24 protein-coding genes are annotated in these 25,300 nt (G+C 69.2%); 12 read left to right on the plus strand and 12 right to left on the minus strand.

What is annotated here, in order from left to right:
* Window positions 1-96 precede the first annotated feature (96 nt).
* The 12 genes from V6B97_RS04315 to V6B97_RS04370 all read left to right on the plus strand — a co-directional run bounded on the left by V6B97_RS04315 (window position 97) and on the right by V6B97_RS04370 (window position 11,600).
* Window positions 97-1,419 (plus strand): efflux RND transporter periplasmic adaptor subunit, encoded by a 1,323-nt coding sequence (locus V6B97_RS04315; protein ID WP_333505261.1) that lies wholly within the window; start codon window positions 97-99, stop codon window positions 1,417-1,419.
* Between the two features lie 165 nt (window positions 1,420-1,584).
* The gene (locus V6B97_RS04320) at window positions 1,585-2,460 is read left to right on the plus strand and encodes a helix-turn-helix transcriptional regulator (protein WP_333505262.1); all 876 of its coding nucleotides are present in this window, start codon (window positions 1,585-1,587) and stop codon (window positions 2,458-2,460) included.
* Between the two features lie 259 nt (window positions 2,461-2,719).
* Window positions 2,720-3,400 (plus strand): methyltransferase, encoded by a 681-nt coding sequence (locus V6B97_RS04325; protein ID WP_333505263.1) that lies wholly within the window; start codon window positions 2,720-2,722, stop codon window positions 3,398-3,400.
* Window positions 3,401-3,429: 29 nt separating this feature from the next.
* Entirely contained in the window at window positions 3,430-4,602 is a 1,173-nt protein-coding gene (locus V6B97_RS04330; protein WP_333505264.1) for a thioesterase II family protein, read from the plus strand.
* A complete protein-coding gene (locus tag V6B97_RS04335) occupies window positions 4,599-5,774 on the plus strand; it encodes a hypothetical protein (RefSeq protein ID WP_333505265.1) in 1,176 nt (391 codons plus the stop codon). Before V6B97_RS04330 ends, V6B97_RS04335 begins: the two co-directional genes overlap by 4 nt.
* Window positions 5,775-6,863, plus strand: coding sequence for a saccharopine dehydrogenase NADP-binding domain-containing protein (locus V6B97_RS04340; RefSeq protein WP_333505266.1), 1,089 nt, complete (start codon window positions 5,775-5,777; stop codon window positions 6,861-6,863).
* The gene (locus tag V6B97_RS04345; protein WP_333505267.1) at window positions 6,860-7,825 is read left to right on the plus strand and encodes a class I SAM-dependent methyltransferase; all 966 of its coding nucleotides are present in this window, start codon (window positions 6,860-6,862) and stop codon (window positions 7,823-7,825) included. Before V6B97_RS04340 ends, V6B97_RS04345 begins: the two co-directional genes overlap by 4 nt.
* Window positions 7,822-8,742: an alpha/beta fold hydrolase gene (locus V6B97_RS04350; RefSeq protein ID WP_333505268.1), complete on the plus strand. Its 921-nt coding sequence runs from the start codon at window positions 7,822-7,824 to the stop codon at window positions 8,740-8,742. Before V6B97_RS04345 ends, V6B97_RS04350 begins: the two co-directional genes overlap by 4 nt.
* Before the next feature lie 11 nt (window positions 8,743-8,753).
* Complete coding sequence (locus V6B97_RS04355) at window positions 8,754-9,677, plus strand: class I SAM-dependent methyltransferase (protein WP_333505269.1); 924 nt, start codon at window positions 8,754-8,756, stop codon at window positions 9,675-9,677.
* 105 nt (window positions 9,678-9,782) lie between these two features.
* Window positions 9,783-10,481, plus strand: a complete 699-nt coding sequence (locus tag V6B97_RS04360; RefSeq protein WP_333505270.1) for a MotA/TolQ/ExbB proton channel family protein — start codon at window positions 9,783-9,785, stop codon at window positions 10,479-10,481.
* A 1-nt stretch (window position 10,482) separates the two neighbouring features.
* Window positions 10,483-10,899, plus strand: coding sequence for an ExbD/TolR family protein (locus V6B97_RS04365; RefSeq protein WP_333505271.1), 417 nt, complete (start codon window positions 10,483-10,485; stop codon window positions 10,897-10,899).
* Window positions 10,900-10,901: 2 nt separating this feature from the next.
* A complete protein-coding gene (locus V6B97_RS04370; protein ID WP_333505272.1) occupies window positions 10,902-11,600 on the plus strand; it encodes an energy transducer TonB in 699 nt (232 codons plus the stop codon).
* Between the two features lie 73 nt (window positions 11,601-11,673).
* Here V6B97_RS04370 and V6B97_RS04375 read toward each other — a convergent pair whose 3' ends face one another.
* The 12 genes from V6B97_RS04375 to V6B97_RS04430 form a co-directional block, all read right to left on the minus strand.
* The gene (locus tag V6B97_RS04375) at window positions 11,674-12,543 is read right to left on the minus strand and encodes a hypothetical protein (protein WP_333505273.1); all 870 of its coding nucleotides are present in this window, start codon (window positions 12,541-12,543) and stop codon (window positions 11,674-11,676) included.
* A gap of 30 nt (window positions 12,544-12,573) precedes the next feature.
* Window positions 12,574-13,407, minus strand: coding sequence for a carbohydrate ABC transporter permease (locus V6B97_RS04380; RefSeq protein WP_333505274.1), 834 nt, complete (start codon window positions 13,405-13,407; stop codon window positions 12,574-12,576).
* Window positions 13,404-14,267 carry a carbohydrate ABC transporter permease gene (locus V6B97_RS04385; RefSeq protein WP_333505350.1) on the minus strand — a complete coding sequence of 288 codons (864 nt, stop codon included), beginning with the start codon at window positions 14,265-14,267 and terminating at the stop codon, window positions 13,404-13,406. Before V6B97_RS04385 ends, V6B97_RS04380 begins: the two co-directional genes overlap by 4 nt.
* 271 nt (window positions 14,268-14,538) lie before the next feature.
* A complete protein-coding gene (locus V6B97_RS04390) occupies window positions 14,539-15,834 on the minus strand; it encodes an ABC transporter substrate-binding protein (protein ID WP_333505275.1) in 1,296 nt (431 codons plus the stop codon).
* 95 nt (window positions 15,835-15,929) lie between these two features.
* Complete coding sequence (locus V6B97_RS04395) at window positions 15,930-16,982, minus strand: ABC transporter ATP-binding protein (RefSeq protein WP_333505276.1); 1,053 nt, start codon at window positions 16,980-16,982, stop codon at window positions 15,930-15,932.
* Window positions 16,983-17,405: 423 nt separating this feature from the next.
* Window positions 17,406-18,539 carry a DUF362 domain-containing protein gene (locus tag V6B97_RS04400; protein WP_333505277.1) on the minus strand — a complete coding sequence of 378 codons (1,134 nt, stop codon included), beginning with the start codon at window positions 18,537-18,539 and terminating at the stop codon, window positions 17,406-17,408.
* Between the two features lie 338 nt (window positions 18,540-18,877).
* A complete protein-coding gene (locus V6B97_RS04405) occupies window positions 18,878-20,482 on the minus strand; it encodes an amidohydrolase (protein ID WP_333505278.1) in 1,605 nt (534 codons plus the stop codon).
* Window positions 20,483-20,683: 201 nt separating this feature from the next.
* Window positions 20,684-22,060: a DUF697 domain-containing protein gene (locus tag V6B97_RS04410; RefSeq protein WP_333505279.1), complete on the minus strand. Its 1,377-nt coding sequence runs from the start codon at window positions 22,058-22,060 to the stop codon at window positions 20,684-20,686.
* 307 nt (window positions 22,061-22,367) lie between these two features.
* Window positions 22,368-22,772, minus strand: coding sequence for a winged helix-turn-helix domain-containing protein (locus tag V6B97_RS04415; protein WP_333505280.1), 405 nt, complete (start codon window positions 22,770-22,772; stop codon window positions 22,368-22,370).
* Between the two features lie 357 nt (window positions 22,773-23,129).
* Window positions 23,130-23,564: a formate dehydrogenase subunit gamma cytochrome c-553 gene (locus V6B97_RS04420; protein WP_333505281.1), complete on the minus strand. Its 435-nt coding sequence runs from the start codon at window positions 23,562-23,564 to the stop codon at window positions 23,130-23,132.
* Between the two features lie 14 nt (window positions 23,565-23,578).
* Window positions 23,579-24,532, minus strand: a complete 954-nt coding sequence (locus V6B97_RS04425; protein WP_333505282.1) for a formate dehydrogenase accessory protein FdhE — start codon at window positions 24,530-24,532, stop codon at window positions 23,579-23,581.
* A 75-nt stretch (window positions 24,533-24,607) separates the two neighbouring features.
* On the minus strand, window positions 24,608-25,267 hold the full coding sequence (locus tag V6B97_RS04430; RefSeq protein WP_333505283.1) for a 4Fe-4S dicluster domain-containing protein: 660 nt from the start codon (window positions 25,265-25,267) through the stop codon (window positions 24,608-24,610).
* Window positions 25,268-25,300 lie beyond the last annotated feature (33 nt).

The raw sequence follows: 25,300 nt of genomic DNA on the forward strand, positions 1-25,300 counted from the left end.
CGCTACCCCCATACGTGCGGCCCCGCCATACGTGCGGCCCCGCCATATGTGCGGCCCCGCCATATGCGCGATTTTGGATCAAGGAGTTGTCCGGGCATGAAATGGAATGTGGTTTCCCGTGGAGGAGAGTTTGCGCGGCGCATCCTGGCGTTCATCGCCGGGCATCCGAAGTCGTCCGGCCTGCTGGTCGTGGCCGTGGCGCTGCTGGCGGTGGTCGCCGTGGGCGCCAGGCGCGCCGGACCCGGCGCGGTGGTGCTGGAAACGGCGCGGGTGGAGCGGGGCGACCTGGAGCGGGAAATACTGGCCACGGGCGTCATCAAGCCGGAGGAGGGGGCGGTGGTGAAGACGGGCACCCGGTTCACGGGGGTCATCTCGCGCCTGTACGTGCGGCTGGGGGACGCCGTGACCAAGGGACAACTGATAGCCGAACTGGACGACAGGGAGCAGCGCTTCGAGTGCATGAAGCTGACGGCCACCGTGCAGAAGTTGCGGCAGGAACTGGTGCTGTCCGAACGCAACTACCCGCTCCAGATAGCGGAAGCCGGGGAAAGCCTGGCCGTGGCGCAGGCCGACAAGGAATACGCGGACATCACCTTTTCCCGCACCGCGCCGCTGGCGGAAATGGGCGGCGTGGCCGAGGCGGACATGGATTCCGTGCGGCAGCAAAGCAAGGTGGCCGCGCACACGCTGGCGTTGCGCCGCACGTCCAAGGCGCGGCTGGAAACGGAATACACGCTGAAGATCCCGTACCTGAAGGACGCCATCGCCGAGGCCGAGGCCGAGCTCGGGCAGTGCCAGACCCAGCTTTCGTACGCGCGGATCATCAGCCCCATGTCCGGCGTGGTCAGCGCCATCACGGCGCAGGAAGGCGAGACGGTGGTGGCCGGGTTGCAGGTGGTCAACCTGATCACGGTGCTTGACCCCAACAGACTGGAATTGCAGATATTCATAGACGAGAACGACATCGGCGCGGTGCGGCCGGGGGCCATGGTGCGCTTCACGGTGGAGGCCTACCCCGGCCGGACGTTCGAGGGCGCGGTGGCCCTCATCCACCCCGGCCCGGAATTGCGCGACAACATCGTGTACTACCGCGCGCTGGTCCGCCCGGCGGAAAAGGACGTCCAGCTTCTGCGCCCCGAGATGACGGCGCGGTGCAGGGTGGCCGTGGACCGCAGGGAACAGGTGCTGCTGGTGCCCAACGCGGCGTTCAAGTGGGTGGGGAACGTGCACGCGGTGTTCGTCCGGAACGGCGCGGACGTCCGGCCCGTCCGCCCGGTCACCGGGCTGGTGGGCACCACGGCGACGGAGGTGGTTTCCGGGCTGGAGGAAGGCGACCTGGTGGTCACCAACCTGCAACTGCCCGCCGAATTGCCCAGGGAGTGGGCCGCCGTGCTGCGGCCCGACGTCACGGGGGGATAACGGGCGGCGTCCGGCCGGCATGGCCGGCGGCATGCCGCAAAGCGGCCTCGGGACATGTTTCGAGAGCGGCTTCAACGCTGATCAAGGGGATAAGCGATGCCTGCTTTCCAGACGGCAAGTTGGTTTCCCGTGTTGGCCCCCCCTGTATCGCAGGAGCGGGACCTGATGTTTCCCGGCGTCACCCTGCATGTGTACGACAATCCGAACGCGGAAGACTGCTACGGATGCGAGTTCTGCATGGATGTGGCCCCGGTGGAGTTCGTCTATTGCGTTTCGGGCAAGGTCAGGGTCGAGCTGGCGCACGGCAGCGCGGGCGCGATGCCCTTCACGCTGGAGGAAGGAGAAGGCGTCGTATCCTGCATGCAGCGCGTGCGCGGCTATTCGACGGCGGAACCCGGCGTGCCGTTGCAGGCGGTGGCGTTGCGGCTGGGCAAGGGAGAGCTTTCGGAACTGGCGCGCAAGACGCAATGCCCCTTCCTGACCCGCTGGGAAAGCGCCATCAGGAGAGCCCGGACGGTATTCTTCGAAAAGATCACCCTGTCGCCGCCGCTGCGCGTCGCGGTGCAGCAGATATACGCAAAGCTGCCTTCCGGCAGCCTGCGCACCATGTTCCTGGAAAGCAAGAAGATGGAACTGCTGTACCTGCACCTGAACTACCTTTCGGCGCGGCAGGGCCCGGTCAGAAGTGTGACCAGAAGCGTGACCAGAAGCGAATACCGCGCGGCCTGCGAGGTATACCGGAAGATATCGCAGGACTTCGCCTCGTCGTTCCGGCTGGAGGAACTGGCCCGCGAGGTGGGGCTGACCAAGACGCGGCTCAATGCCGTGTTCCGCGTGATGCATGGCGATACCGTGTTCGGCATCCTGCGCAGGGAACGTCTGGAATACGCCAGGCGGCTGCTTGAGGAAGGCGAGAAGAACATCACGGAAATCGCCTACGAATGCGGGTTTTCCAGCACCAGTCACCTCACCAAGGTGTTCGCCGATTCCTTCGGCATGCCGCCGAAGCGCTACCAACTGGGCTGCGGCAGATACGGCTAGGGGCCGTTGCGGCGCGTGCGGCGGCCCCGGATGCAAGGAATAGTGCCCCGTATGATAGCGAGCGCCTGCCGTCTGCCGTAGCCTGCGTACCGTGCGGGTTTTTCCCTGGCCACCGGGCGTCTGCCCGAACTTCCCGGATATTCAGCGATAATGAAGACCAATTTCATATCCGAAACTCCCCCGGCGGGGCGCGGCGGTTTCCGAGGCTTGCCGTTGCCCGCCGCGCCATTGCCGCCGGGTGAAGGGCGGGAGGTCATCCATGGATAGCGCATTGGCCGTGCAACTGGCGCTGGCGCTGGCGAGCATGGCGGGGGTTCTTGGGTACCGCGTCTATTTCAGGGGCGAGCGCGCCGCACGTGCCGCCGGGCGCACGTCGCGTCCCATGCCGGTTCCCGTGCGCGCGCTGATGACGGTGTCGGTGGTGGGGGTGTGGTTCGTCATGCCCTTTCTGCCGCAGCCGTTGCTGGGCGCATGGCCGGATGCCGCCCTTTCCGCCGCGCGGGCGCCGGATCTGCTTCCCGCCATGCCGGGACGCTGGGGTCAGTTGCTGCTGGGTGCGCCGTTCGCCGTGGGCGGCTTCGCCGTCTACGTGGTGCTGATGCGCCGCAACGCCACCGTGACGGCGCGGGACTACAGCCGCCCGGCCAAACTGCTGATGTCCGGGGCGTACGGGCATGTGCGGCATCCCGTGGTCGTGGCGCGGTTTCTCGGCACCTGCGGGCTGGTTCTGGTCACCGGGGCCGCATACACGGCCCTGCTGTTGCCGCTGCTTGCGGCGCAGCTCTGGCTGACCGCCCGCATCGAGGAAAGGGAAGTGCTCGAACCGTGTTTCGGCAAGCAGTTCGACGTGTACCGGCGAAGCGTGCCCGGTTTCATCTGCCCGCAGGTGCTGCTGCTGGCCGCCGTGCTGGCCCTGGGCCTCATCGTGCCCTGGCTGTAGGCGCGAACCGTGCGCGATAAGGAATGGTCATGACCGATACCCATGCAACGCCGCCCCTGCCTGCGTCCGGACACGCAACGGAAGCCCGCCGGGCGAGCCCGGACGCCGGGGCTTCTCCCCGGTGCGCGGCGGATGTCGAACGGCTGCTGCTGGACATGGCGGCGGACAGCTTTGGCCGTGAACTACGGGCGATGGACCCGAAGCGGCCCATCACGGAACAGGCCCCGGACCTTCTCGGGCTCGATGCCTTTTCGAAAAGGGTGCGCGAGGTGTTCGGCGGGGGCCGCGACGTGGAGCAGGCATTGCGCTGCGCGACCCTCGGGCGGATGGCCGAAGCCCTTGCGCCCCCTGTTCAGGGTGTTCCGGTTGTTCCGGACGGCGCGGGCCGGGAGGACCGGGAGGGCCAGGAAGGATGGACCATCCTGCGCCGGGCCGAATCCGCCGCCGCAGGTGCGGTGAATGTGTTGTGCCTGCCCTATGCCGGGGGGCGTCCCGCCATGTTCCGCCGGGTGGCGGAACGGCTTGACGCCTCTTTCCGCGTGGCATCGGCCCTGTACGGGAAATCGGACACGGACGGGCAGTCGGACGCGGACGGGCCGTTGCGCCCGTTGCGCCCGTTGCGGGGGATAGGCGACATCGCCCGCACCCTGCTGGCGGCATTGCCGTCCGGCGGTCCCGCCGTGCTCGTGGGCCATTGCTACGGCGCCTATGTCGCCCATGCGCTGGCGCGGGCCATGGCGCGGCAGGGGCGGCCGCCCCTGTGCATGGTCGTCGCGGGCGCCACGCCGCCCGACGCGCAGGAACTGGTCTACGGCAGCAGCCAGTGGGCGCGCGACCCCGACGGCGAAGCCACGCTGCGCTATCTGGAACGCATCTACGCGCCCCTGCTGTGCGAACTCACCCCGCAGGAGCAGGCCGGATACTGGGTCGAATACCGCCTTTCGGTCAGGCGCATGGAGCACTACGAGTTCGGGCCTGTCCCGCTGGGCTGCCCGTGTCTGGTGATAACCGGGGAAAGCGAGGAATACCCGTTCGTCACGGAGTTCGCCGCGTCGTGGACGCGCTGCTTCACGGACTGCCGCTTCGCCTCCGTACCCGGCGGGCACATGCTGGTGCAGACGCACCCCGGCGAGTTCGCGGACGTGGTCTCGGAGTTCGTGCTCGGGCACGCCGGGGCCGCAACGGCGGGGAGGCGGGCATGACCCCGCGCATCCTCGTGCTGGGCGGCTGCGGCGGCACGGGCGGGCGCATCGTGGCCGGTCTGCTGCGCCTCATGCCCTGGGCCACGGTGGACGCGGGCGGACGGCGTCCCCCCCGCCACGGCGGCGCGCACGCCCCGGCGGGGGGCGGGCGATGGGTCGCGGCATCCGTTCCCGCGCCCACCAGTCCATGCGGATCGGGCAGACCGGGCGGAGCAGGCGAAGCAGGCGCGGACGACGACGGGCTGGTCGTGCTGCTTTCCGCCTACGACTTCGTAGTGCTGGCGCTCGGCCCCTTCGCCACGCTGCGCACGGCCGCGCATGCGGCGTGCATCCGGGCCGGGGTGGACTGCCTGGACATCAACGACGACCCGGCCGTGGCGCGCGAGATCATGGCGCTGCACGAAACGGCCGGTGCCGAAGGCGTGCGCGTGCTCACGGGCATGGGGGTCAATCCCGGCCTGAGCACGGCGCTGCTTTACCTGCTCGCCGGGGAGCGCGGCCCCTTCGCCGAGGCGCACGTCCGCCTGTTCGCGGGGGGCAACGAAGGGGCCGGGCGCGCGTCCACCTGGACCATGCTGCACGGACTGACGCCCAGGGTCTGCGAGTTGCGCGGCGGGGCCGAGACCTGGGTGCCCGCCGACGACGCCGGTCCCCTGCGGGACGACGTGTTTCCCGGCGTGGGCGTTTCCGTGCCCGCCATCCACTGCTTTTCGGCCGAGGCCGCGCTGCTGGAGCTTTCCGCCGCGCGCGGGCTGCCGCTGCCCGCCGACTCCGTGACCTACCGCATGCATTTCCAGGGCATGCCCCGCCGCATGGCCGGGGTGCTGCGCCGGTTTTCCGCGGCGGACCACCCCGGGGCGGCGGCCGCGCTGACCGGACTGTTCCACGCCATGCACCGCATGGGCAGCACGGCCGCGCGCAATCTTGCCCGTTCGACCCTGGCCGTGCGCTGCCGTGGCGAGCAGGGGACGTACACGGCCTTCGCCACGGGCGAGACCACCTTCGGACTGACGGCCGCCTACGCGGCGGCCACGGCGTACCGGCACCTGCGCGCCCCGGATGCGCTCCCGCCGGGCGTGCACGCCACCACCCCGGCGCTGCCGTGGCTGCGCGAGGCCTTGGACGACGTGGCCGCGCTGCATGTGCGCGCCGCAATCATCGAGGATGCGTGAATGGTCGCCGACAAGGGAAAAATCGCGGTTCTGGGCGGCAGCGGGGACATCGGACGGGTGGTCTGCGCCGAACTGGCCCGACTGGGGCCTTACCGGCTGGTCATTGCCGGGCGCAACCGGGGTCCGGCGGAGGCGCTGGCCGCAACCCTGCCGGGCGAAACGGAAGTGCGCCGGTTCGACGTGAGCACGGAAAGCGGCGACGCCTTCCGCGACTGCGCCCTCATCGTCAACTGCACCGGCCCGTCGTGGCGCACGGGGCCGCTCGCCGCCGCCATGGCGCTGCATGCCGGGGCGCATCTGGTGGACGTGGGCGGATATTCCCTGCTCATGGGCGAGCTTGCCGGGCGCGGCAGCGAACTGGAGGCGGCGGGGCGCAGCTTCGTGCTTTCAGCGGGCTGGATGCCCGGTCTTTCCGAGGTGTTCGTGCGGCATGCCCTGGAGCGTGCGGAGGACGCGCACGGTCCCGCAGATTCCGTGGTGCTGTATTGCGGCGCGCGGGACACCTGGTCGCTGACGTCCGCCGAGGACATGGTCTGGCACGTCTTTTCCGAATTGCGGTTCGGGTGGTTCGAGCGCGGCGTCTGGCGCGACCGTCCGGTGTGGGCCTCGTGCGGTGCGGTCACGCTGCCCGCCCTGCCCGACGCGCGCCAGCAGGTGACGTGGATGTACAACGCGCCCTCGCGCCCGCTGGCCGAGGAACGCCACGACCTTTCCCTGCGCGTGGGCCTGGTGCTGGTGGGGCCGCGCTGCCGGTTCGCCCTGGCGTTCTCCAAGCTGTTCCTGTCCCGGCGGCGCAAGGCGGCGGCCGCCATGCTGCACGGCGCCATCCGCCGCGACGCGGAGCGCCGGGGTCCCATGGGCATCCTGCACGCCGAGGTGCGTTCGCGCTCCGGCCGGACCTTCCGGTTGACCCTGGCGGAAGCCCGCAACCACTGGATAACCGGGCTGTCGGCGGCCCACGCGGCGCACGCCGTCATGCAGGGTCTGGCCCGGCCCGGCGTGCACTATCTTGGAGAGGCCGTGCCCGCGCGGGCGTTCATGGAATCGCTGGCCGCATGCGGCGTGGCGTGCACGGAGGACGCGGCGTGACGGCGGCGTGCGCTCTTTCCCCACGGCAGGCGCTGGCCGCGTTGACCCCGGCGGAGCGCACGGCATGGCACGACGCATCCGCCAGGGCGCGGGCCGGATGCTGGCGCGGCGATTTTCGCGACCCCCCGGCCGAATATCTGTTGAAGGCCCTGGGCGGTGCGGCGCACCTGCCCGCGTTGCACCCGGCGGTGAACCCGTGCGTGGTGGCGCGGGCGCACATCCTGGATGCAATGCTGCTCGATGCGATGCGCGGGGCGAACCACGCCGAGGTGTGGAGCATCGGGGCCGGGTTCGACGCGCGCTGGCACCGCCTTGGGCCCCACCATCCGGAGATGCCCGCCCAAGTGGTCTGGCACGAGGTGGATACGCCGCGCGTCCTGGCCCTGAAAGAGGCATTGCTGCGCGATTCGCCGTTCGCCGGGGCGTATGCGGCCGTCGTGCGCCACGAGGTGCGCGAGGAGGAGGACATGGGGGAGATTGCCCGCATCATGTGCCAGGGCGCGTCCCCGACGCGGCGCATCGTGGTGCTGGAAGGGCTGCTCGACCTGCTGCCCGCCCACGCCAAGCACGGCCTGCTCGTGGCGCTGCGCCACGCCATGCCCGAGGGCGTGCTGCTGGACGCGCTGGATACGGCAGGCGCGGCCTTCGACAACCGGAGGCCGGAACGGTTCACCGGGCATCCCGCCCTGCGGGTGCACGGGACATCCGATGATGCGGGGCTGTTCTTCCTGGACGCGGGCTGGGCCGTCACCCGTTCGCAGGCCATCATGGGGCGGGTGCCCGCCATGGTCTGCGCCCGGTACGGGCTGCCCGCCGTCCTTGGCAGGGTGCCCCTGCCCGCCGCCATGACCGACCACTACCGGTGCTACGCCCTGCGTCCCGCGCACGATTTGGCGCGCAACCTGACCTCGGGCGCACAGGCGGGGGAACGTCCGCCGTGCGGGGATGGTTCCGTCCGATGATGGTGCTTGCGGTGTTGCTTCCGTTGTTCCTGGCTTCCTGCGGGACGTATCTGCTGTTCCACTACGAGGCGTGCAACTCCACGCGGCCGGTGCCGCCGCCGCATGGCCTTGCCGATCTCGCGCGGGGCGTCGCCATGTCGTTCACCGGCATTCTGCTGATCGCCGCCACCGCGCCCCTGCATTTCCACCTGCGGCGGTTCGGGCGGCGCGGCGCGCCCCCCGGCCTTTCGCTCCTGCCGCCCGTGATCCTCATCCACGGGTCGGACCTGCATGCCGGAGTGTGGGTGGTGCTGCGGCGGCTGCTGATCCGGGGCGGCTTCACGCGGGTGTATTGCCACGCCTGGCGCCCGTCGGGCCGTCCGCTGGAGGAATACGGGGCAGAAGTGGACGCGGCGCTGCTGGCCGTGGACAGGGTGTTCCCCGGAGAGCGCCCCCTGGTGGTGGGGCACAGCATGGGCGGCCTGATGGCCCGCATCTGGCTGCACGGAAGGCACCATCCGGAATCGCGCGTGGCGGGCATGGTGACGCTGGGCAGCCCGCACCGGGGGTCGAAGACCGCCCGGATGTTCGGCAGGCGCAAGGACGGACTGGACGAGAGCATGGCCTACGGCTCGGCGTTCTTCCGCGACATGGAGGCGTCCGAAACCCCGGCGGCCATCCCCTGCGCCGCCCTGTATTCGCGCATGGACAACATCATCCATCCGGAGGACGCGCTGGTGCCGCCTGCGTCGGCCGGATGGAAGGTGCTGGAAACCCCGCCGGTGAGCCACATGTGGCTGGTGCTGCACCCCGGCATCTGCCGGATGGTGCTGCGCGAACTGCATCTGGCGCTGTCGGGTGCGGCTTCGGACAAACCGGCTGGCCCCTGCGGGGCGGCGGTGTGCCCCGAACGTATCGAGGACAGCGCGGCATCATGAGGAAGGACAGCATGCGGAAGAACGGGATGGAGGCGGGGGCCGGGGATGCCTGGCCTTCCGGACCCGGAAGGGACGCAACCCGGACGGCCACCCCGGCCGGGTCGCTTTCCGGCGGTGAACACGGCGGAATCAGCCTGAACGGCGTCAGCGAAACGCTGCTCATCCCGGTATGGGCGCGGGCGGTGGAAAGCCTGCGCGGCGACGGACTCGTCCAGGATCCTTACGCGCTGCGGATGGTGCATGCCATCGACTACGATTTCGGCAAGTTCCGGAACATCTGGATATCGCAGACGGGCGTTGCCGTGCGCACGCGCATCCTGGACCGGGCCGTGGCGCGCTTTCTGGCCAGGCATCCCCAGGGCGTGGTGGCCCTGCTGGGATGCGGCCTGGATGCCCGGTCGCGGCGCATGGACAACAACGCGGCGTTGTGGATCGAACTGGACCTGCCCGAGGTCATCGCCTGGCGGCGCGGTTTTTTCGACGAGGACGCACGGCACCGGATGCTGGGCGTTTCCGTGCTCGACACGGCGTGGTTCGCCGAGGTGCCCCCCGACCGTCCGGTGCTGATCCTGGCCGAGGGCCTGTTCATGTACCTGCCGCCGGATGAACTGCGCGACCTCGTGCGCGACATGGCCGAGGCGTTTCCCGGCGGCGAACTGGTCTTCGAGGCCTTGTCGCGTTCGTACGTGGGGCGCAGCGCGCGGCATGACGCCGTTTCGAAGTGCGATGCCGCATTCACCTGGGGCATCGACAAGGGCAGCGACATCTGCGCGTGGTCCCCCCGGCTGGAATTCATGGGCGACCTTCACTACTTCGATTGCCCGCGAAACCGGTGGCGCTGGCTGTGGTGGATCAGGTGGCTGCCGTACATCCGGCGGATGGTCAAGATAAGTTCCTTCCGTTTCCGCCATGCCGCCACCGGCGGCGCGGCGTGACGCCCGCGAACCCGCAGGTGCCGCGCACGCGGACGGAAAGAGTGCATTGAACGGGCGTGAAAGGGGGGACATTCCCGCACGCCGACGACAGACAAGGAGACTGCCATGACCGCGCAATTGTGGAACGCCCTGGCCCAGGCAACGCCCGTGGCCAAGGCGGTGTTGGGGATACTGCTGTTCATGTCGCTGGCGAGCTGGGCCTACATGTGCGGCAAGTGGCTTTGCCTGCGGGCGGCGCATGCCCGGAACAAGCAGGGCATAGACCGGTTCGACGCCGCGCCCGACCTTGCCGGGGCGCTGGATTCCCTGCGGGCCGGATCGTGCTCGCCCCTGCAATCGGTGGCGCTGCGCGGCCTGCGCGAGTTCAACCGCATCGCCAGGACGGGCGACGTGGACCGGCTGCTGAACAACAACGTGCGCCGGGCGTTGCGGCAGGGCATCGCCGAGGAAATGGCCCGGTTGTCCTCCTCGCTGTCGCTGCTCGCCTCGGTGGCCAACACGGCGCCCTTCATCGGCCTGTTCGGCACGGTCTGGGGCATCATGCATTCGTTCCACAACATCGGCACGGAGAAAAGCGCGGCCCTGGCCACCGTGGCCCCCGGCATATCGGAGGCGCTCATCGCCACGGCGGTGGGGCTGTTCGTGGCCATTCCCGCAACGCTTGGCTACAACACGTTCCTTTCGCGGCTGGGCAACATCGAGGCGCAATGCATCAATTTCGCGGGCATGTTCCTGAACCGCGTGGAGCACGAGGCGGAACGCCATCCGCAGGGGTTGGACACGGCCGGGATGGGAGGGCAGTGACATGGGCGCGTCCGTAGGTGGCGGCGGCGGTTTCGTCGCCGAGATCAACGTCACCCCGTTCGTCGATGTCATGCTGGTGCTGCTGATCATCTTCATGGTCACGGCGCCCATGATGACCGAAGGGCTCGAGGTGGACGTGCCGCAGACCAGGATGGTGGACGTGCTGCCCACGGACAGCGATCACGTGATCCTGACCGTGGACAAGGCCGGAGCGCTGTTTCTGGATGAGTACCGGGTAGCCCCCGAAGAACTGGAAGGGCTGCTGCGCAGCAACGTCGTGCGCATGCAGCGTCAGCTTTTCCTGCGGGCGGACAAGGGCGCGGCCTACGGCGACGTGGTCGGCGTGATGGGGCGCGTCCGGGCGGCCGGGATAGAAAAGCTGGGAATCGTCGCGGAACGCGACCCCGGTTCGGAGTAGCCATGTCGGGACGGGACTGGATGGTGTCACTGGCGCTGCATTGCGGCCTTGCGGGCGTCCTGGTGTACGGGGCGACCGTGGCCGAGGACACGCCCCGCCCCGTGGAGCGCGTCTACGAGGTGAGTCTGGCGGAATTCGCGCCCGCGCCCCCCGAGGTTCCGGCCGTGCCGCCTCCTCCTGCGGAACCCGCCCCGCCGCCCCCGCCGTCTCCCCCGCCTCCCCGGCGCGAAGCGAAGACCATCGCGCCGAAAAAGAAGCAGGATGCCCCGCCGGTACAGGCCGAAGCCCCCGCGCCGCCGCCCCCCGCCCCGCCCGAAACAGCGGCCGATCCCCGCCCGCAGGCGGAGCCATCGCCGGAAGCGGGCCGCGTCGTGGCCCGGTATGCCCCCCGCAATGTTTCGGGCTACCTCGCCTACGAATCGGACAAGGTGGACGAGCGGCCCGCCGTGGCCCGGCGCGTGATGCCCGACTACCCCCGGAGCGCCAGGCGGCAGGGCATTCAAGGCCAGGTCGTGGTGCGCATCGTGGTGGACAAGGACGGCAACCCGCAGGCGTGCGCCGTCCACTCGGCCGCCCCCGAAGGCTATTTCGAGGAAGTGGCCTTGCAGGCTGCACGGCAGATGCGGTTCATTCCCGGCAAGGTCAGGGGAGCCCCCGTGAATACGCTGGTCACGGTGCCGTTCGTGTTCAGGTTGCAGTGAACCGTCGGCGGGGAGGGCGGCGGGGAGGCGGCACGGCGCGGGCACGCGGTGAAAATCCGAAGGGCCGCCTTCCCTATCCGTCAGGCTCCATGCTCTCCAGCAGCCGCGCCATGGCCAGTTCTTTGCCCATGCGCAGCAGCAGGCCGTCGACGTGCTCGAAGCTGAAGCGCGAGCCCAGGTACAGGTGCATGTACCCGGCGGGTACGCCGCAGTGCGGGGCCATGGCCCCGGCCAGTTCGCGGGTGCGTTGCTGGGCGCGGCCGCTCCAGGGCCAGTCCGAGTCGGCCAGGAAGCCGATGGCGTGCTCGGCCCGCACGTCCTCGGCCCGCATGGCGAGGCCGGTCAGACCGATGTCCAGGTAATGGTTGACCACGGCCAGCGGCTTCACCCCTTGGGCAAGGCTCACGTCGTCCAGCCCGTGCATGGCGGCGGTGGCCAGGATGATCTCTTCGTCCGCCCCGCGCGCGGCCAGTTCGCGCAGCACCCACGAGTGATGGTCCTCGTTGCGGGCGATGAACGGGTCCTCGGACTTGTGCAGGGCGTAGTCCGCGTCGAAGGCGTAGACGAAGCGCTTCAGGCAGTCGTGCAGCAGGATGGCGGCGTACAGCAGGCCCCGGTCCAGCGGCAGGCCGCGCGCCTCGTGCGCGTCGCCCAGGGCGCGGGCGTTGCGCAGGTCCTGCAACACGTGCAGGGCCAGCCCGCCGATGTGCCCGTGGTGCGCGCCCGATCCGGGCGACGCGGCAAAGCTCCACGCCTTGTGCCGGGGGTGGGCATAGGGCGTCAGCGGTTCTTCCAGTTCCATGAACTCTTCCACCAGGCCGCGCCACACCGGGTTGGTCACGGCGGGCACGAATTCGCGGCGGATGGCGGCCAGGGCGGGTTCGCCCTGATGGCGGGCCAGCCTGGACAGTTCATGCGGCGGAATGATTTCGAGGTGCGGCATGGCTGTTCCGTGGTCCATTGTTCCCCGGTCCTACTTGATGCCCGCCCGCATGAACGACTGCACGAACTGCCGCTGGAACAGCAGAAAGCCGATCAGCAGCGGGCCGGAGGTCATCAGGGTGGCCGCCGTGATGATCGACCAGTCCACCCCCTGTTCGGTGGACGAGAACACCTGCAGGCCCACGGTGAGCGGCCGTGAATTGGTGGTGTTGGTGACGATGAGCGGCCACAGGAAGTTGTTCCAGTGGTAGCTGATGGAAACCAGCGCGTAGGCCAGGTACACCGGCTTGCCCAGCGGCACGTACACCTTCCAGAGAATTTGCAGGGTGCTGGCCCCTTCCACGGCGGCGGCCTCGTCCAGTTCCTTCGGGATGCTCTTGAAGGTCTGGCGCAGCAGAAAGATGCCGAAGGCCGACGCCATGTACGGCAGGCCGATGGCCAGCGTGGAATCCAGCACGCCGATGGCCGACATGGTGCGGTAGTTCTCCACCACCAGCACGTCGGGCATGATCATGAGCTGCATGAGCACCAGCGCGAACAGGATGCCCTTGCCGGGGAAGTCGTACTTGGCGAAGGCGTAGGCCGCCAGGGTGCACAGCACCAGTTGCCCGGCCAGCACCATGGTCACCAGCAGCACGGTGTTGACCAGGTAACGGGCGAAGGGGGCCGCGTTCCACGCCGCACGGAAGTTCTCCAGCGTCAGCGGCGCGGTGAGGCTGAACCGGGTGGAAAATTCCGAAGGGTGAAAGGCGGTCCACACGGCGTACAGCAGCGGCAGCGCCCACAACAGGGCCAGGGTCCACGCGGCGGCGGTGTCCAGCGCGCGGGCCAGGCCCCGGCTGTCGTAGATGTTGGTCGGGCTCATCTGTAGTGCACCTTGCGTTCGAGGAAACCGAACTGGCCGATGGAGGCCAGGGCCAGGAAGCCCAGCAGCACCATGGTCAGCGCCGCTCCGTAGCCGGTATCCCAGTATTTGAAGCTGACTTCGTAGATGTAGTAGAGCAGCAGCGAACTGGCGTTGTTGGGGCCGCCCTGGGTGAGCACGAACAGGTGGTCCACCATGCGGAAGGCGTTGATGGTGGCGTTCACCAGCACGAACAGGGTGGTGGGCATCAGCAGCGGGATGACCACCCGGCGGTAGTAGTACAGGCGCGACGCCCCCTCCAGCATGGCCGCTTCGCCCAGCGAAGGGGGTATCTGCTGCAACGCCGCGAGGTAGAAGATCATGAAGAAGCCCGCGTCCTTCCACACCGCCACGGCGATGACGCAGGGCAGGGCCGTGGATTCGCTGCCCAGCCAGTTCACCCCGGTCAGGCCCAGCGCCCCGCGAATCTGTTCCAGCAGGCCGTATTCCGGCGTGTAGAAGAACAGCCAGATGTTGGCCACCGCGATCATGGGCAGCACCGTGGGCACGAAGTAGCACAGCCGCAGCACCGACTGCCCGGCCAGCCCGGCGTTGACCAGGAAGGCCATGGTCATGGCCAGGCCGATGGACAGCGGAATGGTGCCGCAGGCGAACAGCAGGTTGTTCACCAGCGCCTTGCGGAACACCTCGTCCTCCAGCAGGTACTGGTAGTGTTCCAGCCCCACGAACTGCGCGGGCGCGCCGCCCCTGCCGTCCAGGAAGAAGCTGTGGATGAAGGTGTTCACCGCCGGAAGGTGGGTGAACGCGGCGATGAACGCCAGGGCCGGCAGCAGCAGGAGCCAGGCGTGGATGGTCCGCATGGTGGCGGGGCTGCGGAAGGCTGGGAACACGGATGGACCTCCGGAATGGGCGGAATGGGCGGAATAGACAGTGAGGGCAGGATGGACGGCGCGCGGCAGGGTGAACGGCCGGGTGGCGGACTATGTCCCCGGCCGGGGCGGAACACGCGGCTCCGTCCCGGCCGGGGCTTTCGGTCAGTCGGCCTGCCCGTCAGTCAGCCCGTCAGGCCGCCAGCGGGCAGCCAGAGGGCAGCCGGCGGGCAGCCAGAGGGCAGCCGGCGGGCGTGCGCCCCTACTTGCCGTAGCGGCGCAGGATGCGTTCCGCTTCCTTCTGGGCGTCCTTCAGGGCGTCGGCGGGCTTCTTGGAGCCGGTCACGGCGGCCTGGATGGCGTCGTCCAGCGCCTTGGTCACGCGCTGGTTGTCGTGGGTGGACAGTTCCGGCACGGCGTGGGCCAGCTGGTCGCGGGCCACGGCCGCCACGGGGAACGTGGACACGTAGTCCTTCATGGCCGGGGTTTCCCAGGCGTCGGGGCGCACGGCCACGTAGCCGGTGTCGATGCCCCACTGGGCGGCGCGTTCCGCGCTGGTCATCCACTGCACGAAGGTGACGGCGGCCTTGCGTTCGGCGGGGGTGGCCTTCTTGAAGATGTAGAAGTTGCCGCCGCCCGTGGGCGAGCCGGGGCGCTCGCTGGCGGGCAGCATGCCCACGCCGAAGGGGAAGGGCGCGTTGGTGCGCACGTTGGTCAGGTTGCCGGTGGTGGTCCACATGATGGCGGTCTTGCGCTCGAAGAAGTCGCGCGGGGTGGTGGCCCAGTCGATGGTGCCCTTGGGCGACACTTCGTGCTTGTAGGCCAGGTCCACCAGGAATTGCAGGGCCTCGACGGCCTTGGGGGCGTCGAAGTAGGTCCTGGTGCCTTCGGCGTTCATCAGTTCCACGCCGTTCTGGATGGCCAGGGCCTGGAACATCCAGTAGGCGTACCCGGTGGAGGGAATGGCCACGCCCCACTGGGTGACCTTGCCGGAAGCGTCGCGCACGGTCAGCTTCTTGCCCATTTCCACCAGTTCGTTCCAGTTGGCGGGGCCCTTTTCGGGGTCCAGCCCGGCGGCCTTGAAGGCCTCCTTGTTCCAGTACATCACGATGGTGGAGCGCTGGAAGGGAATGCCCCAGGTCTTGCCGCCGGTCTGGCTGTTGCGCATGAAACCGGGGAAGTACGCCTTGGCGAAGCCCATTTCCTCGGGCTTCAGGATGTCGTCGTAGGGCACCACCGCGTCCTCGTCGATGAGGGTGTACATGTCGGTGGACAGCAGCACCGCGATGTGCGGCGGCTCGCCTCCGCGCAGGGCGGTGAGGGCCTTGGTGAGGGTTTCGCGGTAGATGCCCGCGTACACCGGGGTGATCTTGATGTCGGGGTGTTCCTTCATGAACTGGTCGGTCATGCCCTCCACGATCTTGGTGATGGACCCGCCGACGGCAACCGGGAAGTAGAAGGTGAGGTTCACCTTTTCCGCCAGTGCGGTGCCCGCCAGCAGCGTGAGCGACAGCAGGGCCGCCGCCATCAAGGTGCACGCTTTCCTGAATCCGGCCATTGTGATGCCTCCTGCGATGTTGCGTTGGGGATGATGGTCGTGGATCGTGGCCCGCCCGTGCGGGGAAATCGTGTCCGTCGTGTCGCGGAACCGTGTCATTGGCAGGTGCCGCGCCGTTCGCCGGTTTTCGCGTCGAAGACGTGGATGTGCTCGTCCGGGCAGTGCAGGTAGATCTCGGCCCCCACGGCGATGGTCGGCACGCCGTCCACCACCACGGAAAGCTCCTCGCCCCCCACGCGGCAGCCCAGCACCGAACTGGACCCCAGGTATTCCACGCTTTCCACCACGGCGCGCCACCCTTCGGGCGCGATGCGGACGTGCTCCGGCCGGATGCCCAGGACGTAGTCCGGGCTGTCCACCACGCTCACCGTGCCGGAACGGCTGCCCGCCACGCACACGGTGCCGCGCTGGTCGTCCAGGCGCACCAGGTTCATGGGCGGGGTGCCGATGAAGTTGCCCGCGAAGGTGGTGGCGGGGCGCGAATACAGCTCGGAGGGGGTGGCGTTCTGCACGATGCGCCCGCCCTGCATCAGGATGATGCGGTCGGCCATGCTCATGGCCTCGGTCTGGTCGTGGGTGACGTAGACCATGGTCATGCCCAGGGTCTGCTGCAAGGCGCGGATTTCGCGGCGCATCTCGTGGCGCAGTTTGGCGTCCAGGTTGGAGAGCGGCTCGTCCATCAGGCACACGGCGGCCTCGGCCACCAGGGCGCGGCCCAGGGCCACGCGCTGCTGCTGCCCGCCGGAAAGCTCGCCCGGCTTGCGTTGCAGCAGGCCGCCCAGGCCCAGGATGTCCACGGCGCGGGCCAGGCGTTTTTCGCGCTCGGCCTCCGGCACCTTGCGCACGGTGAGCCCGAACAGGATGTTGTCGCGCACGGAAAGGTGCGGGAACAGCGCGTAGGACTGGAAGACCATGGCCAGCTGGCGCTGGGCAGGGGGCAGGTTGGTGACGTCGCGCTCGCCGATCATGATGCGGCCCGAGGTGACGGATTCCAGGCCCGCGATAAGCCGCAGGGTGGTGGACTTGCCGCAGCCCGAAGGCCCCAGCAGCACCAGCATGGTGCCCTGTTCCACCTCGAAGGAGACGTCGTCGACGGCGCGGACGTCGCCCCAGTGCCTGCTGACGTTCAGAAGTTGAATGGCGGACAATGCGACCCCCTGTCGCTTGGGGTTGGGTGGGCATGGCACGGATCGGCGCGTCCAGTGCCGGGAATATGGTGGCCGTTACGCACAACCGCGTGAGCGGCCGGAAAACGGCACTGTTATGGGCAGGATATGTTGCACACATTTGCAGTTTCGCGTCAATATCCCGTAATTGGATGGTTAAACAGTCATGCTGCCGGGCCGGGTGACGATGGCGCGGCATATCGGTGACGTTCGCGCCCGGGTGCGACAGGCCAGAGCACGTTCACTGCCGGTGCCGTCGATTGGGGGCCGCCGCCGGAAAGAAACGGAACAGCCCCCGGATCCGTGGATTCCGGGGACTGCCCTTGCGTGGCCTGTGCGTATGGACCTGAACCCGGCCGCGCCGCCCGCGCCCGAAGGGGGGCGGGGTTCCCTGCGGCCCGCACGCTACACGGTGATCAGTTCGTACTCCAGGCTGCCCATGCCGATGGAGGCGGCGTACTCCACCTGGTGCCAGCCGCGCGTGTGCGGGCGCAGCGCGGCGAACTTGTCGTAGCCGTGGCTGTGCATCTCGTGGCCCTCGATGGGCACCAGGTTGGGCGCGTCCTTGACCAGGTCGTGGCAGGCCTGGTCGATGGCCACCGGGTCGGTGGAGGCCAGGATGCCGATGTCGGGCACGATGGCCGGGTCGGACCAGCCCGCGCAGTCGCACTGCGGGGTGATGTTCATCAGGAAGTTTAGGTAGCAGATGCGGTCCTGCTTTCCCAGCACCGCGCCGTAGGCGTATTCGGCCATGCGCTCGGCGAAGTCCGCGTATTCCGTGGGCAGCCCCACGCCGATGGCCCCCTGGTTGCACACGCTGACGCATTCGTAGCAGCCGATGCAGCGTTCCGCGTCGATGACCGCCTTGCGCCCCTTCTTGGCCTTTTTCAGCATCAGGGCGTCGCGCGGGCAGGCTTTCACGCACTGCCCGCAGCCGATGCAGCCGGGGTAGATGACCACGCTGCGGCCGTGCTGGTCGATCTTGCCGAGCTGCGGCGCGCAGCCCATGGCCAGGTTCTTGATGGCCCCGCCGAAGCCGCCGAAGGCGTGCCCCTTGAAGTGCGAGATGACCACCATGGCGCTGACGGACCGGAAGGCCTGGGCGATCTTGACCGAGGCGAAGTGCTTGAGGTTCACGGGAACCTCTTCGTAGCAGCGGCTGGTCACGCCGTCGGCGATGATCACCGGCGCATCCACCACGTAGGGGGTGAAGCCGTGGCGGTAGGCGGTTTCCAGGTGGTCCACGGCATTGTGCCGGGTGGACTTGTACAGGGTGCAGGTGTCGGTGAGGAACGGGCGGCCCCCCGCCGCCTTCACACAGTCCACCACCTGCCGGGCGAAGGTGGGATGCACGTAGGTGTCGTTGCCGGTTTCGCCGAAGTGCATCTTGATGGCCACCACCTCGTCCTCGCCCGTGGTGCCCAGGGGGCGCACCCGGTCGGCTAGGCCCATGGCCTCGCACAGGCGCCGGATCTTGGCCAGGCGGTTGTCCGAGGGATTCTTTACTGCGAGTTTCGCCAGATAGACGGGAACGGACATGGGCGTACCTCTCTTGTCTTGTGGAGACGGGGGGGGGAGCGGAGAAACGCCGGAGCGGGGGGCAGGTGGGCGGGCGACGGAAAACCGCCCGCCGTCTGCCGGGCCACTTCAGCAGCGCGGCCGGTCGTGATGGCGGCAGCATAGGCGGCGGAGGGCAAAATGGGGAGGCCCGTTCCTCGCATTTGTTTGCCTGATCCTGCCATTGCCCGATGCTGGCATGGGGGCTGAATGGGGGGGCGACTGGGGGCCGAACGGGGGGGAATGGACCGGGCACGCCCGGACAGCAGAAAAGGAGGCCGGGCGGGTAGCCTCGCCGGAACTGGTCCGTGCCGTCCGGGTCAGTCCAGCGGGTCCACGGGCCGCCCGCCCACCCACGCGCCCAGCACGGGGATGGACGCAACGTCCTCACGCGTGCCCCCTCCGTTCCACGTATCCAGCGGATCGCCGCCCAGCACCGCGAGGTCGGCCAGCATGCCGGGGGCCAGGCGGCCCTTGTCCGCTTCCTCGAAGGTGGAAAACGCGGCCTCGGTGGTGAACATGCGCAGGGCCTCGGCCATGGTCACCGATTGTTCCGCAAAGGGGTGGGCCGCGGCGCAGGCCATGCCGCGCAGCGGGTCGTACCCGGTCACCGGGCTGTCGGAGCCGCCGCACACGCGTACTCCGGCGTCAAGGATGGCCCGGTAGGGGTGCAGGCGGCGCATGCGGTGCGGACCGAACAGCGAAGCGAGATGGGCCATGCGGTCATCGCCGAAATAGGATTCCACGAACGCGGGCTGCATGGAGGCCACCACCCCGGCGCGGGCCATGCGGTCGATCTGGTCCCACGTGGGCAGTTCGAAATGCTCGATGCGGTGGCGGCAGTCGGCGCGCGGCTCCAGCCGCTGGGCGCGCTCGATGGCGCGCAGCACCTGGTCGATGGCCCGTTCGGATTCGCAGTGCACGGCCACCTGCAACCCGCGCGCATGGGCCGACAGCACGAAGTCGTTCATTTCCCGCTGGGTGTACAGCAGGGCGCCGTCGTTGTCCGGGTCGTCGGAATAGGGCTCGAACAGCGCGGCGGTGCGGGCGTCCAGTTCGCCGTCGGCGCAGATGCATCCACCCACGCGCGGCAGGGACAGCCGTTCCACCTCGGTCAGGTCCATGCTCTGGTTCCAGCACACCACGCGCAGCGGCAGGCGGGAGGCATTGTCCAGCAGCACGGCGGAGCAGCCGGGGGTCAGTTCTCCTCCCTCCATGGAGTGCACGGTGGTGATGCCCCGCCGCAATGCCGACCAGGAGGCGGACTGCGCCGCCGCGTCGAGGTGGCCGCGCTCCAGGCCGCGCAGCATGGCCGGAAACACCCAGGTGAGGATGCCGGGGTCGCGCACCACCCCGGTAAGGTGGCCGCCGGGGCGGGAGTCTTCGGTATCCGCGCCGGGCAGCCCGCGTGGCACGGCCAGCAGTTTCAGCGCGCGGGAATTCATGACGCAGCGGTGACAGGTGGCGTGTATCAGCAGCACGGCGCGGTCGGGGGCGGCATGGTCCAGTTCCGCCCTGGTGGGCATGCGCCGTTCCGCGAGGTCCAGTTCCTCGAACCGGAAGCCGTAGACCACCTCGTCGGGGGATGCGTCGCGCGCGGCGTCGGCCGCCATGGCGAGCACCTCGTCCAGGGTGCGGGCCACGGAAACGTCCATGCCCAGGTCCATGATGCCGGTGAGCAGCAGGTGCGAATGGCAGTCGATGAAGCCGGGCAGCACCGTGGCCCCGCCAAGGTCGGTGCGGACGAAGCCCCGGTCGGCGAAGGGAGCCAGTTCCGCCGCGCGGCCCACGGCCACGATGCGCCCGCCCTCCACGGCCATGGCGTCGGGCAGGTCGGCCCCGCGCAACGTGGCGGGGGCCAGCGGGTCGCGGAACCGGGCGTTGACCAGCAGGCGCGGGCGGCCTTGCGGGCGTGCGGCCGTCATGACCACGCCCCCGCGCCGCCGCCGCCGTCGGCACAGGGAGAGGGCGGAGCGTCGGCGGCCCGCCGCATCTGCCGACGGATGCCGCGGATGCCGAGGGATGCGCTGCCGATGCGGACAGTCCGGATAGTCCGGGCGGCGGAGACGACGACAACGGCCATGCGGTCCTCCGGTACGGGGGTGCGCTGCGCGGAAAGAAGGGCGTCAGCTCTGCTTCTTGCGGAATTTCTTTCGGAACAGGCGCAGGGGATCGGGAATACGCCCGAGGCGGGAAGGCTTGGGCGTGTCCCCTGATGCAGCGGGCGATTCGTCGGGCGGGCGCGGCCGGGAGTTGGCGGCGCGCGCGTGCGGCGGGGCGCCGGTACGTGACGTGGCCGCTTCGCCGCCTTCCCCATGGTCATCCAGCGGGGTGTCTAGCAAGGTGGCGTCCGGCGGGGCGCCCAACGGTGCGTCGGCCCGGAAGGGCATGGCCCGGGCCACGGATGTGGCCACGTCGCCCGCCAGATGCACCACGCCGCCCACTCCATGCGCGGTGGCGCGCGCGCCCTTGCGCACCGCGTCGGCGGTGCGGCGGGCGGTGCCCTCCAGGCCCGACCGGATGCCCGAGGCCACGCCGCCCACGGCGGCCTTGGTCACGGCGCGCACCAGCCCGGCGGTCATGCGGCCCAGAAGGGCCGCCGATTCGCGGTAGGGATTCTGGCGCGCCGGGCAGCCGGGCAGCACGGGCGAGAGCATGTTGCGGGTGACGATGCCCACCCGCAGGGCCAGCAGGGCATTGGCGGAGCCGTCCACCAGGGCGGCTGCCAGCAGGGTGCCCACGTGCGAGGCCCCCGGCACCGAGGCCAGCGGAGAGGCCGTGAGCAGCGGGCCGAGCAGGGCGTGGATGTGTTCCTCCAGTCCGGCCTCTTCCAGCGCGCCCGCCGCCAGGGCCGTGCCCGCCACGTTGATGTACAGGCGCACCATGTCGCGCGGGTGGGGCCGCTGGTCGTAGATGGACGAGACGCGCCACACCAGCCGCGCCAGCAGCACCAGTACGATGAGCGTGTCCAGCCTGCCGTTGCGGGCCACGGCCGTGGACAGGAAGATGCGTGAGGCGGTGCGCTTGGTCTCGCGCAGGGCGGCGGCGTCCAGCAAACGCAGCAGGGCGGCGGCTTCGGCCACCTCGCCCGTTGTGCCGGATATGCCGGACATGCCGGACATGCCAGGCACGCCGGGCGCACGGGGGGCGGCCGCCGCCATGCCTGCGGATTCGGCCATCGGATGGGCCATGCCGCCTTCGCGCAGGTGCGGATTGCTCCGCAGCCGCGCGGTGAGGCGGCGCAGGTAGTCGCGCAGTTCTTCGGGCGTGGGGTTCTGCGGCTGCGCCAGCGGGCGGGGCCTCAGGAACCAGCTGGCCGCCAGCCAGCCCAGCGCGGCGAGGTAGGCGGCCATGCCGCCCCAGAACACCGCCTGGCCCAGCAACGGGTGGATGCGCGCGGCCATGTCGGACAGGGTCAGCACCTGTCCGCCGATGAACACGAACAGGCTCGCGCACAGTGCCGCCACGAGCAGGAACAGGGCGCGGGGGACAAGCTGGTGCATGGGGCTCCTTGGCTGGGAACGTGCGGTGTGAAGGGCCGGGAACGGCAAGCCCGCCGCCGTGCGATGGGGGCGGGTCCGTGCCTGGCGATGCCGGGCCGTTCCTTTTAGGTGCGACAGCAAGGGGGCATCGTCAAGTCCGGCAGCCCGGCAGTCCGGCAGGCAGGGGGAGGTCCGCCGGGAAAAGGGCGCGACGGCGGATGTGGCGGTGGAGGGGGATGTGGGGCCGGGGGGATGCTGCGGATGGCCGGGGGCGTCCGGGGAGAGGCCAGGGAGAGCAAGACCGGCGGCGTCCGGTGACGTCCGGCGGCTATTCGCCGTCGCGGATCTTGTCCTCGAACTGGCGCACCGGCCAGGGCAGCACGGTGGCCGCGCTTTCCACGGCGCAGCGCTCCACGGTGGCGAACCAGGCACGAAAGCGGTCCATGGCCTCGCGTCCGGCGGAAGTCAGGCGGTACCCCTCGCGGTTGCTGCCCGCCTTCTCCACCAGGCGCAGGCCAAGGGCGGTCTCGGTCTGCTTCAGCTTGCCCCACGCGGCGCGGTACGACATGCCCAGCGCTTCGGCCGCCTTCTTGAGCGAGCCGTGCTCGTCGATGGCCAGCAGCAGCATGGCCCGGCCCATGCCGAAGACCATTTCGCCGTCCTCCTCCAGCCACAGGTGCAGGCGGACGGTGGGACGCGGGACGGGTGCGGAGCGAAGGGGAGTGGTGGTCATGCGCGTGTTCCGTGTAGGTGTGAAGCAGCCTCCGGGGGCATGCGGCATGCGCGCCCGGCAAGGGCCACGCCCGAAAAAAGCCGCGTCCCGGAAACATCACCGGGACGGGTCACGCCCGGCGCGGTTTGCGTGACTGCGCAGGGTATGTGTTGGCCCGAGCATACCTGTTCATCATGACATAATCGCGGGCCGATGAAAACCGGCACGCGGCCGGTCCGTTGATATTGAATCCGCGCGAGCCCTCGGCGGGGGATGAAACCCGCGCGACGGCGCGCCGCCGGTCCCGAAGCCCACGGAAAGCGCCGGCCGGATGGCCGGCCGGCGCTGGTGGGCGTTATCCGGTTCGTGGCCGCGAGGCTACTTCTTCTTGGCGGCCGCGGCTTCCTTCTTGGCCTGGGGGCTCATGTGGCAGGGACGGCAGCCCGAGAATTCGGGGTGGTCCTTGGCCATCTGCTTGTGGCAGCCGTAGCAGGAGCGGTCGGTGTCCTTGGCGTGGTAGGCCACGAACATGCTCATGGTGTCGCGCTCGCGCGGGCCGGGGGTGGCGTGGCAGTCGTCGTTGGTGCACGAGACGTACGGCTTCGCGGGGTCCGGCGTGTCGTGGTGACACTGCTCGCACGCCACGTCCTTGTGGGTCGCGTGGTTGAACATCACGTGCATCCGCTTGGAGGTACCGTGCTTCAGTTCGATGGCCTTCTTCGGGGCCTTGGCGGCATCCCCGGCGTCGGCCGCCAGGGCCGCACCGGCCACGAGCAAGGTCACTGCAAACAGGGAGATGACCAGGTATTTCATCAAGGTGCTCCTGTTCAATACATATTCCAGAAGGATGGTCTGAGCGGGCGCAACTTCTTGCGCGCCGCCACCATGTCCAGATGCATCATGCCCAGCGCCAGGGCGTCCAGGTTGGGGACGGCCTCGCGTTCCCGCAGGTCGACGGTGGGACAATAGGTGTTGCACTTGGTGCACCAGTCCAGCCGTTCGCCACGGGCGGCCTCGGTCTCGCGCAGCATTTCCATGGTGCCGCTGACCTCCTTTCCGCACGAGGGGCAGGCCCCCCGCAGGAACTTCCAGGCGGCGCCGCACATGGAGCAATGCAGGTGCTTCTTGCCGCCGCCGCCGGCCAGGTAGGCGTTCTTGTCGTCCAGTATGGGCTTGTCCAGCCAGGCGATGGTGGGAAAGGCGCCGCACACCGGGCAGTAGCCCTGCTGCCATGCCCCGCCCGTGTCCCAGGGGGCATCCCCTTCTTCGGGCACGGCGGCGGCGACCATGGCGTGCAGCACCGGAGACACCACGAAGCCGGTGACGAACGCAAGCACGTCCGGCTCCACGCCGCCATCGCGGGCGATGGATTCGATGGACCTGCCCGCCACCACGGCCTCGGCCAGGGCGTCGCGGCTGTCAGCGGACTCCGCCGGGGCCTCCACCGGACGCAGGAAGAACGCCCGCAGCGAATCCGCGTGGGGCGCCACCGCCTCTATGGTGGTCAGGAGCGGCAGCAGTTCTTCCGCCGCCTGGCGCATGGGCCCGGCGATGCCGGTCAGGGAAACCCCCGCCAGCAGGGATACCCCCTGCTGGGCGCGGTCCCATTGCAGTTCCGGCAGGCGCAGGCCCGCCTCGCGCACCGGGTCCGCGAGTTTCCCGGCCAGCGCGTGGCCGGCCGAGAGCAGTGGTTCGAAGGCCCGCAGCACGGGTTCGAGGACGGGACGGCGGGAAGTGACATCTGCCAGCGTTTCCGCGACACTTTGGCGTTTGGCGGCCATGAATGCTCCACGAGAACCGGGGGCCGGGGCCCCCATCAGAGGGTGAAAGCGGCGCACGGGGCGCCCGCGTAGCTGCTACATGAAACCGGCGTACTCGTAGTAGTGTTCCTTTTCTTCCGCCAGCAGGTAGATGACGCTCACGTCCTCCATATCGACCAGATGGGCCTTGGGGAAGCGTTCCTTGGCCACCGCGAGGCGCTTCTGCGCCACGGCCAGCACTTCTTCGCGCTCGCCGAAGACCATGGTGCCGGTGGGGCAGGTCTTCACGCAGATGGGCTGCATGCCCGCGGACACGCGGTCGAAGCACATGTCGCACTTGGTGATGCGCTTGGTCTTGGGGTCGATGCGGGGGATGTTGTACGGACAGGCTTCGGCCACGGCCTTGGCGTCGGCCGGGCTGAGCTTGGCCGACTTTTCGGTGGCCAGCACGGCGCCGGTCTTCTTGTCCTTGATCATGGCGCCGGGCAGGGCCATGTCCGCCACGTCCACGCACACGGGCGTCACGCAGTGGCGGCACTGGTCGGGAAAGAAGTTCCAGACCACAACGCCTTCCTTGGTCAACCGCTCGTTGAAGCGGACGATCTTGAGGTTGTTGGGGTTGAGGTCCGGCGGATTCTGGTGCGAGCCGCGCTGCTTGGTCTCGTTGGCCGGCAGATCGTGCCATTCCTTGCAGGCCAGCTGACAACCGCGACACGCCGTGCATCGGGTCGTATCAACTAAAAATGCCTTGGGCATCGTAGTGCTCCTTGACGGGCGCGCCCCGCAACG

The sequence above is a fragment of the Nitratidesulfovibrio sp. 1201_IL3209 genome, assembly GCF_036763125.1.
Classification (GTDB): Bacteria; Desulfobacterota; Desulfovibrionia; order Desulfovibrionales; family Desulfovibrionaceae; genus Cupidesulfovibrio.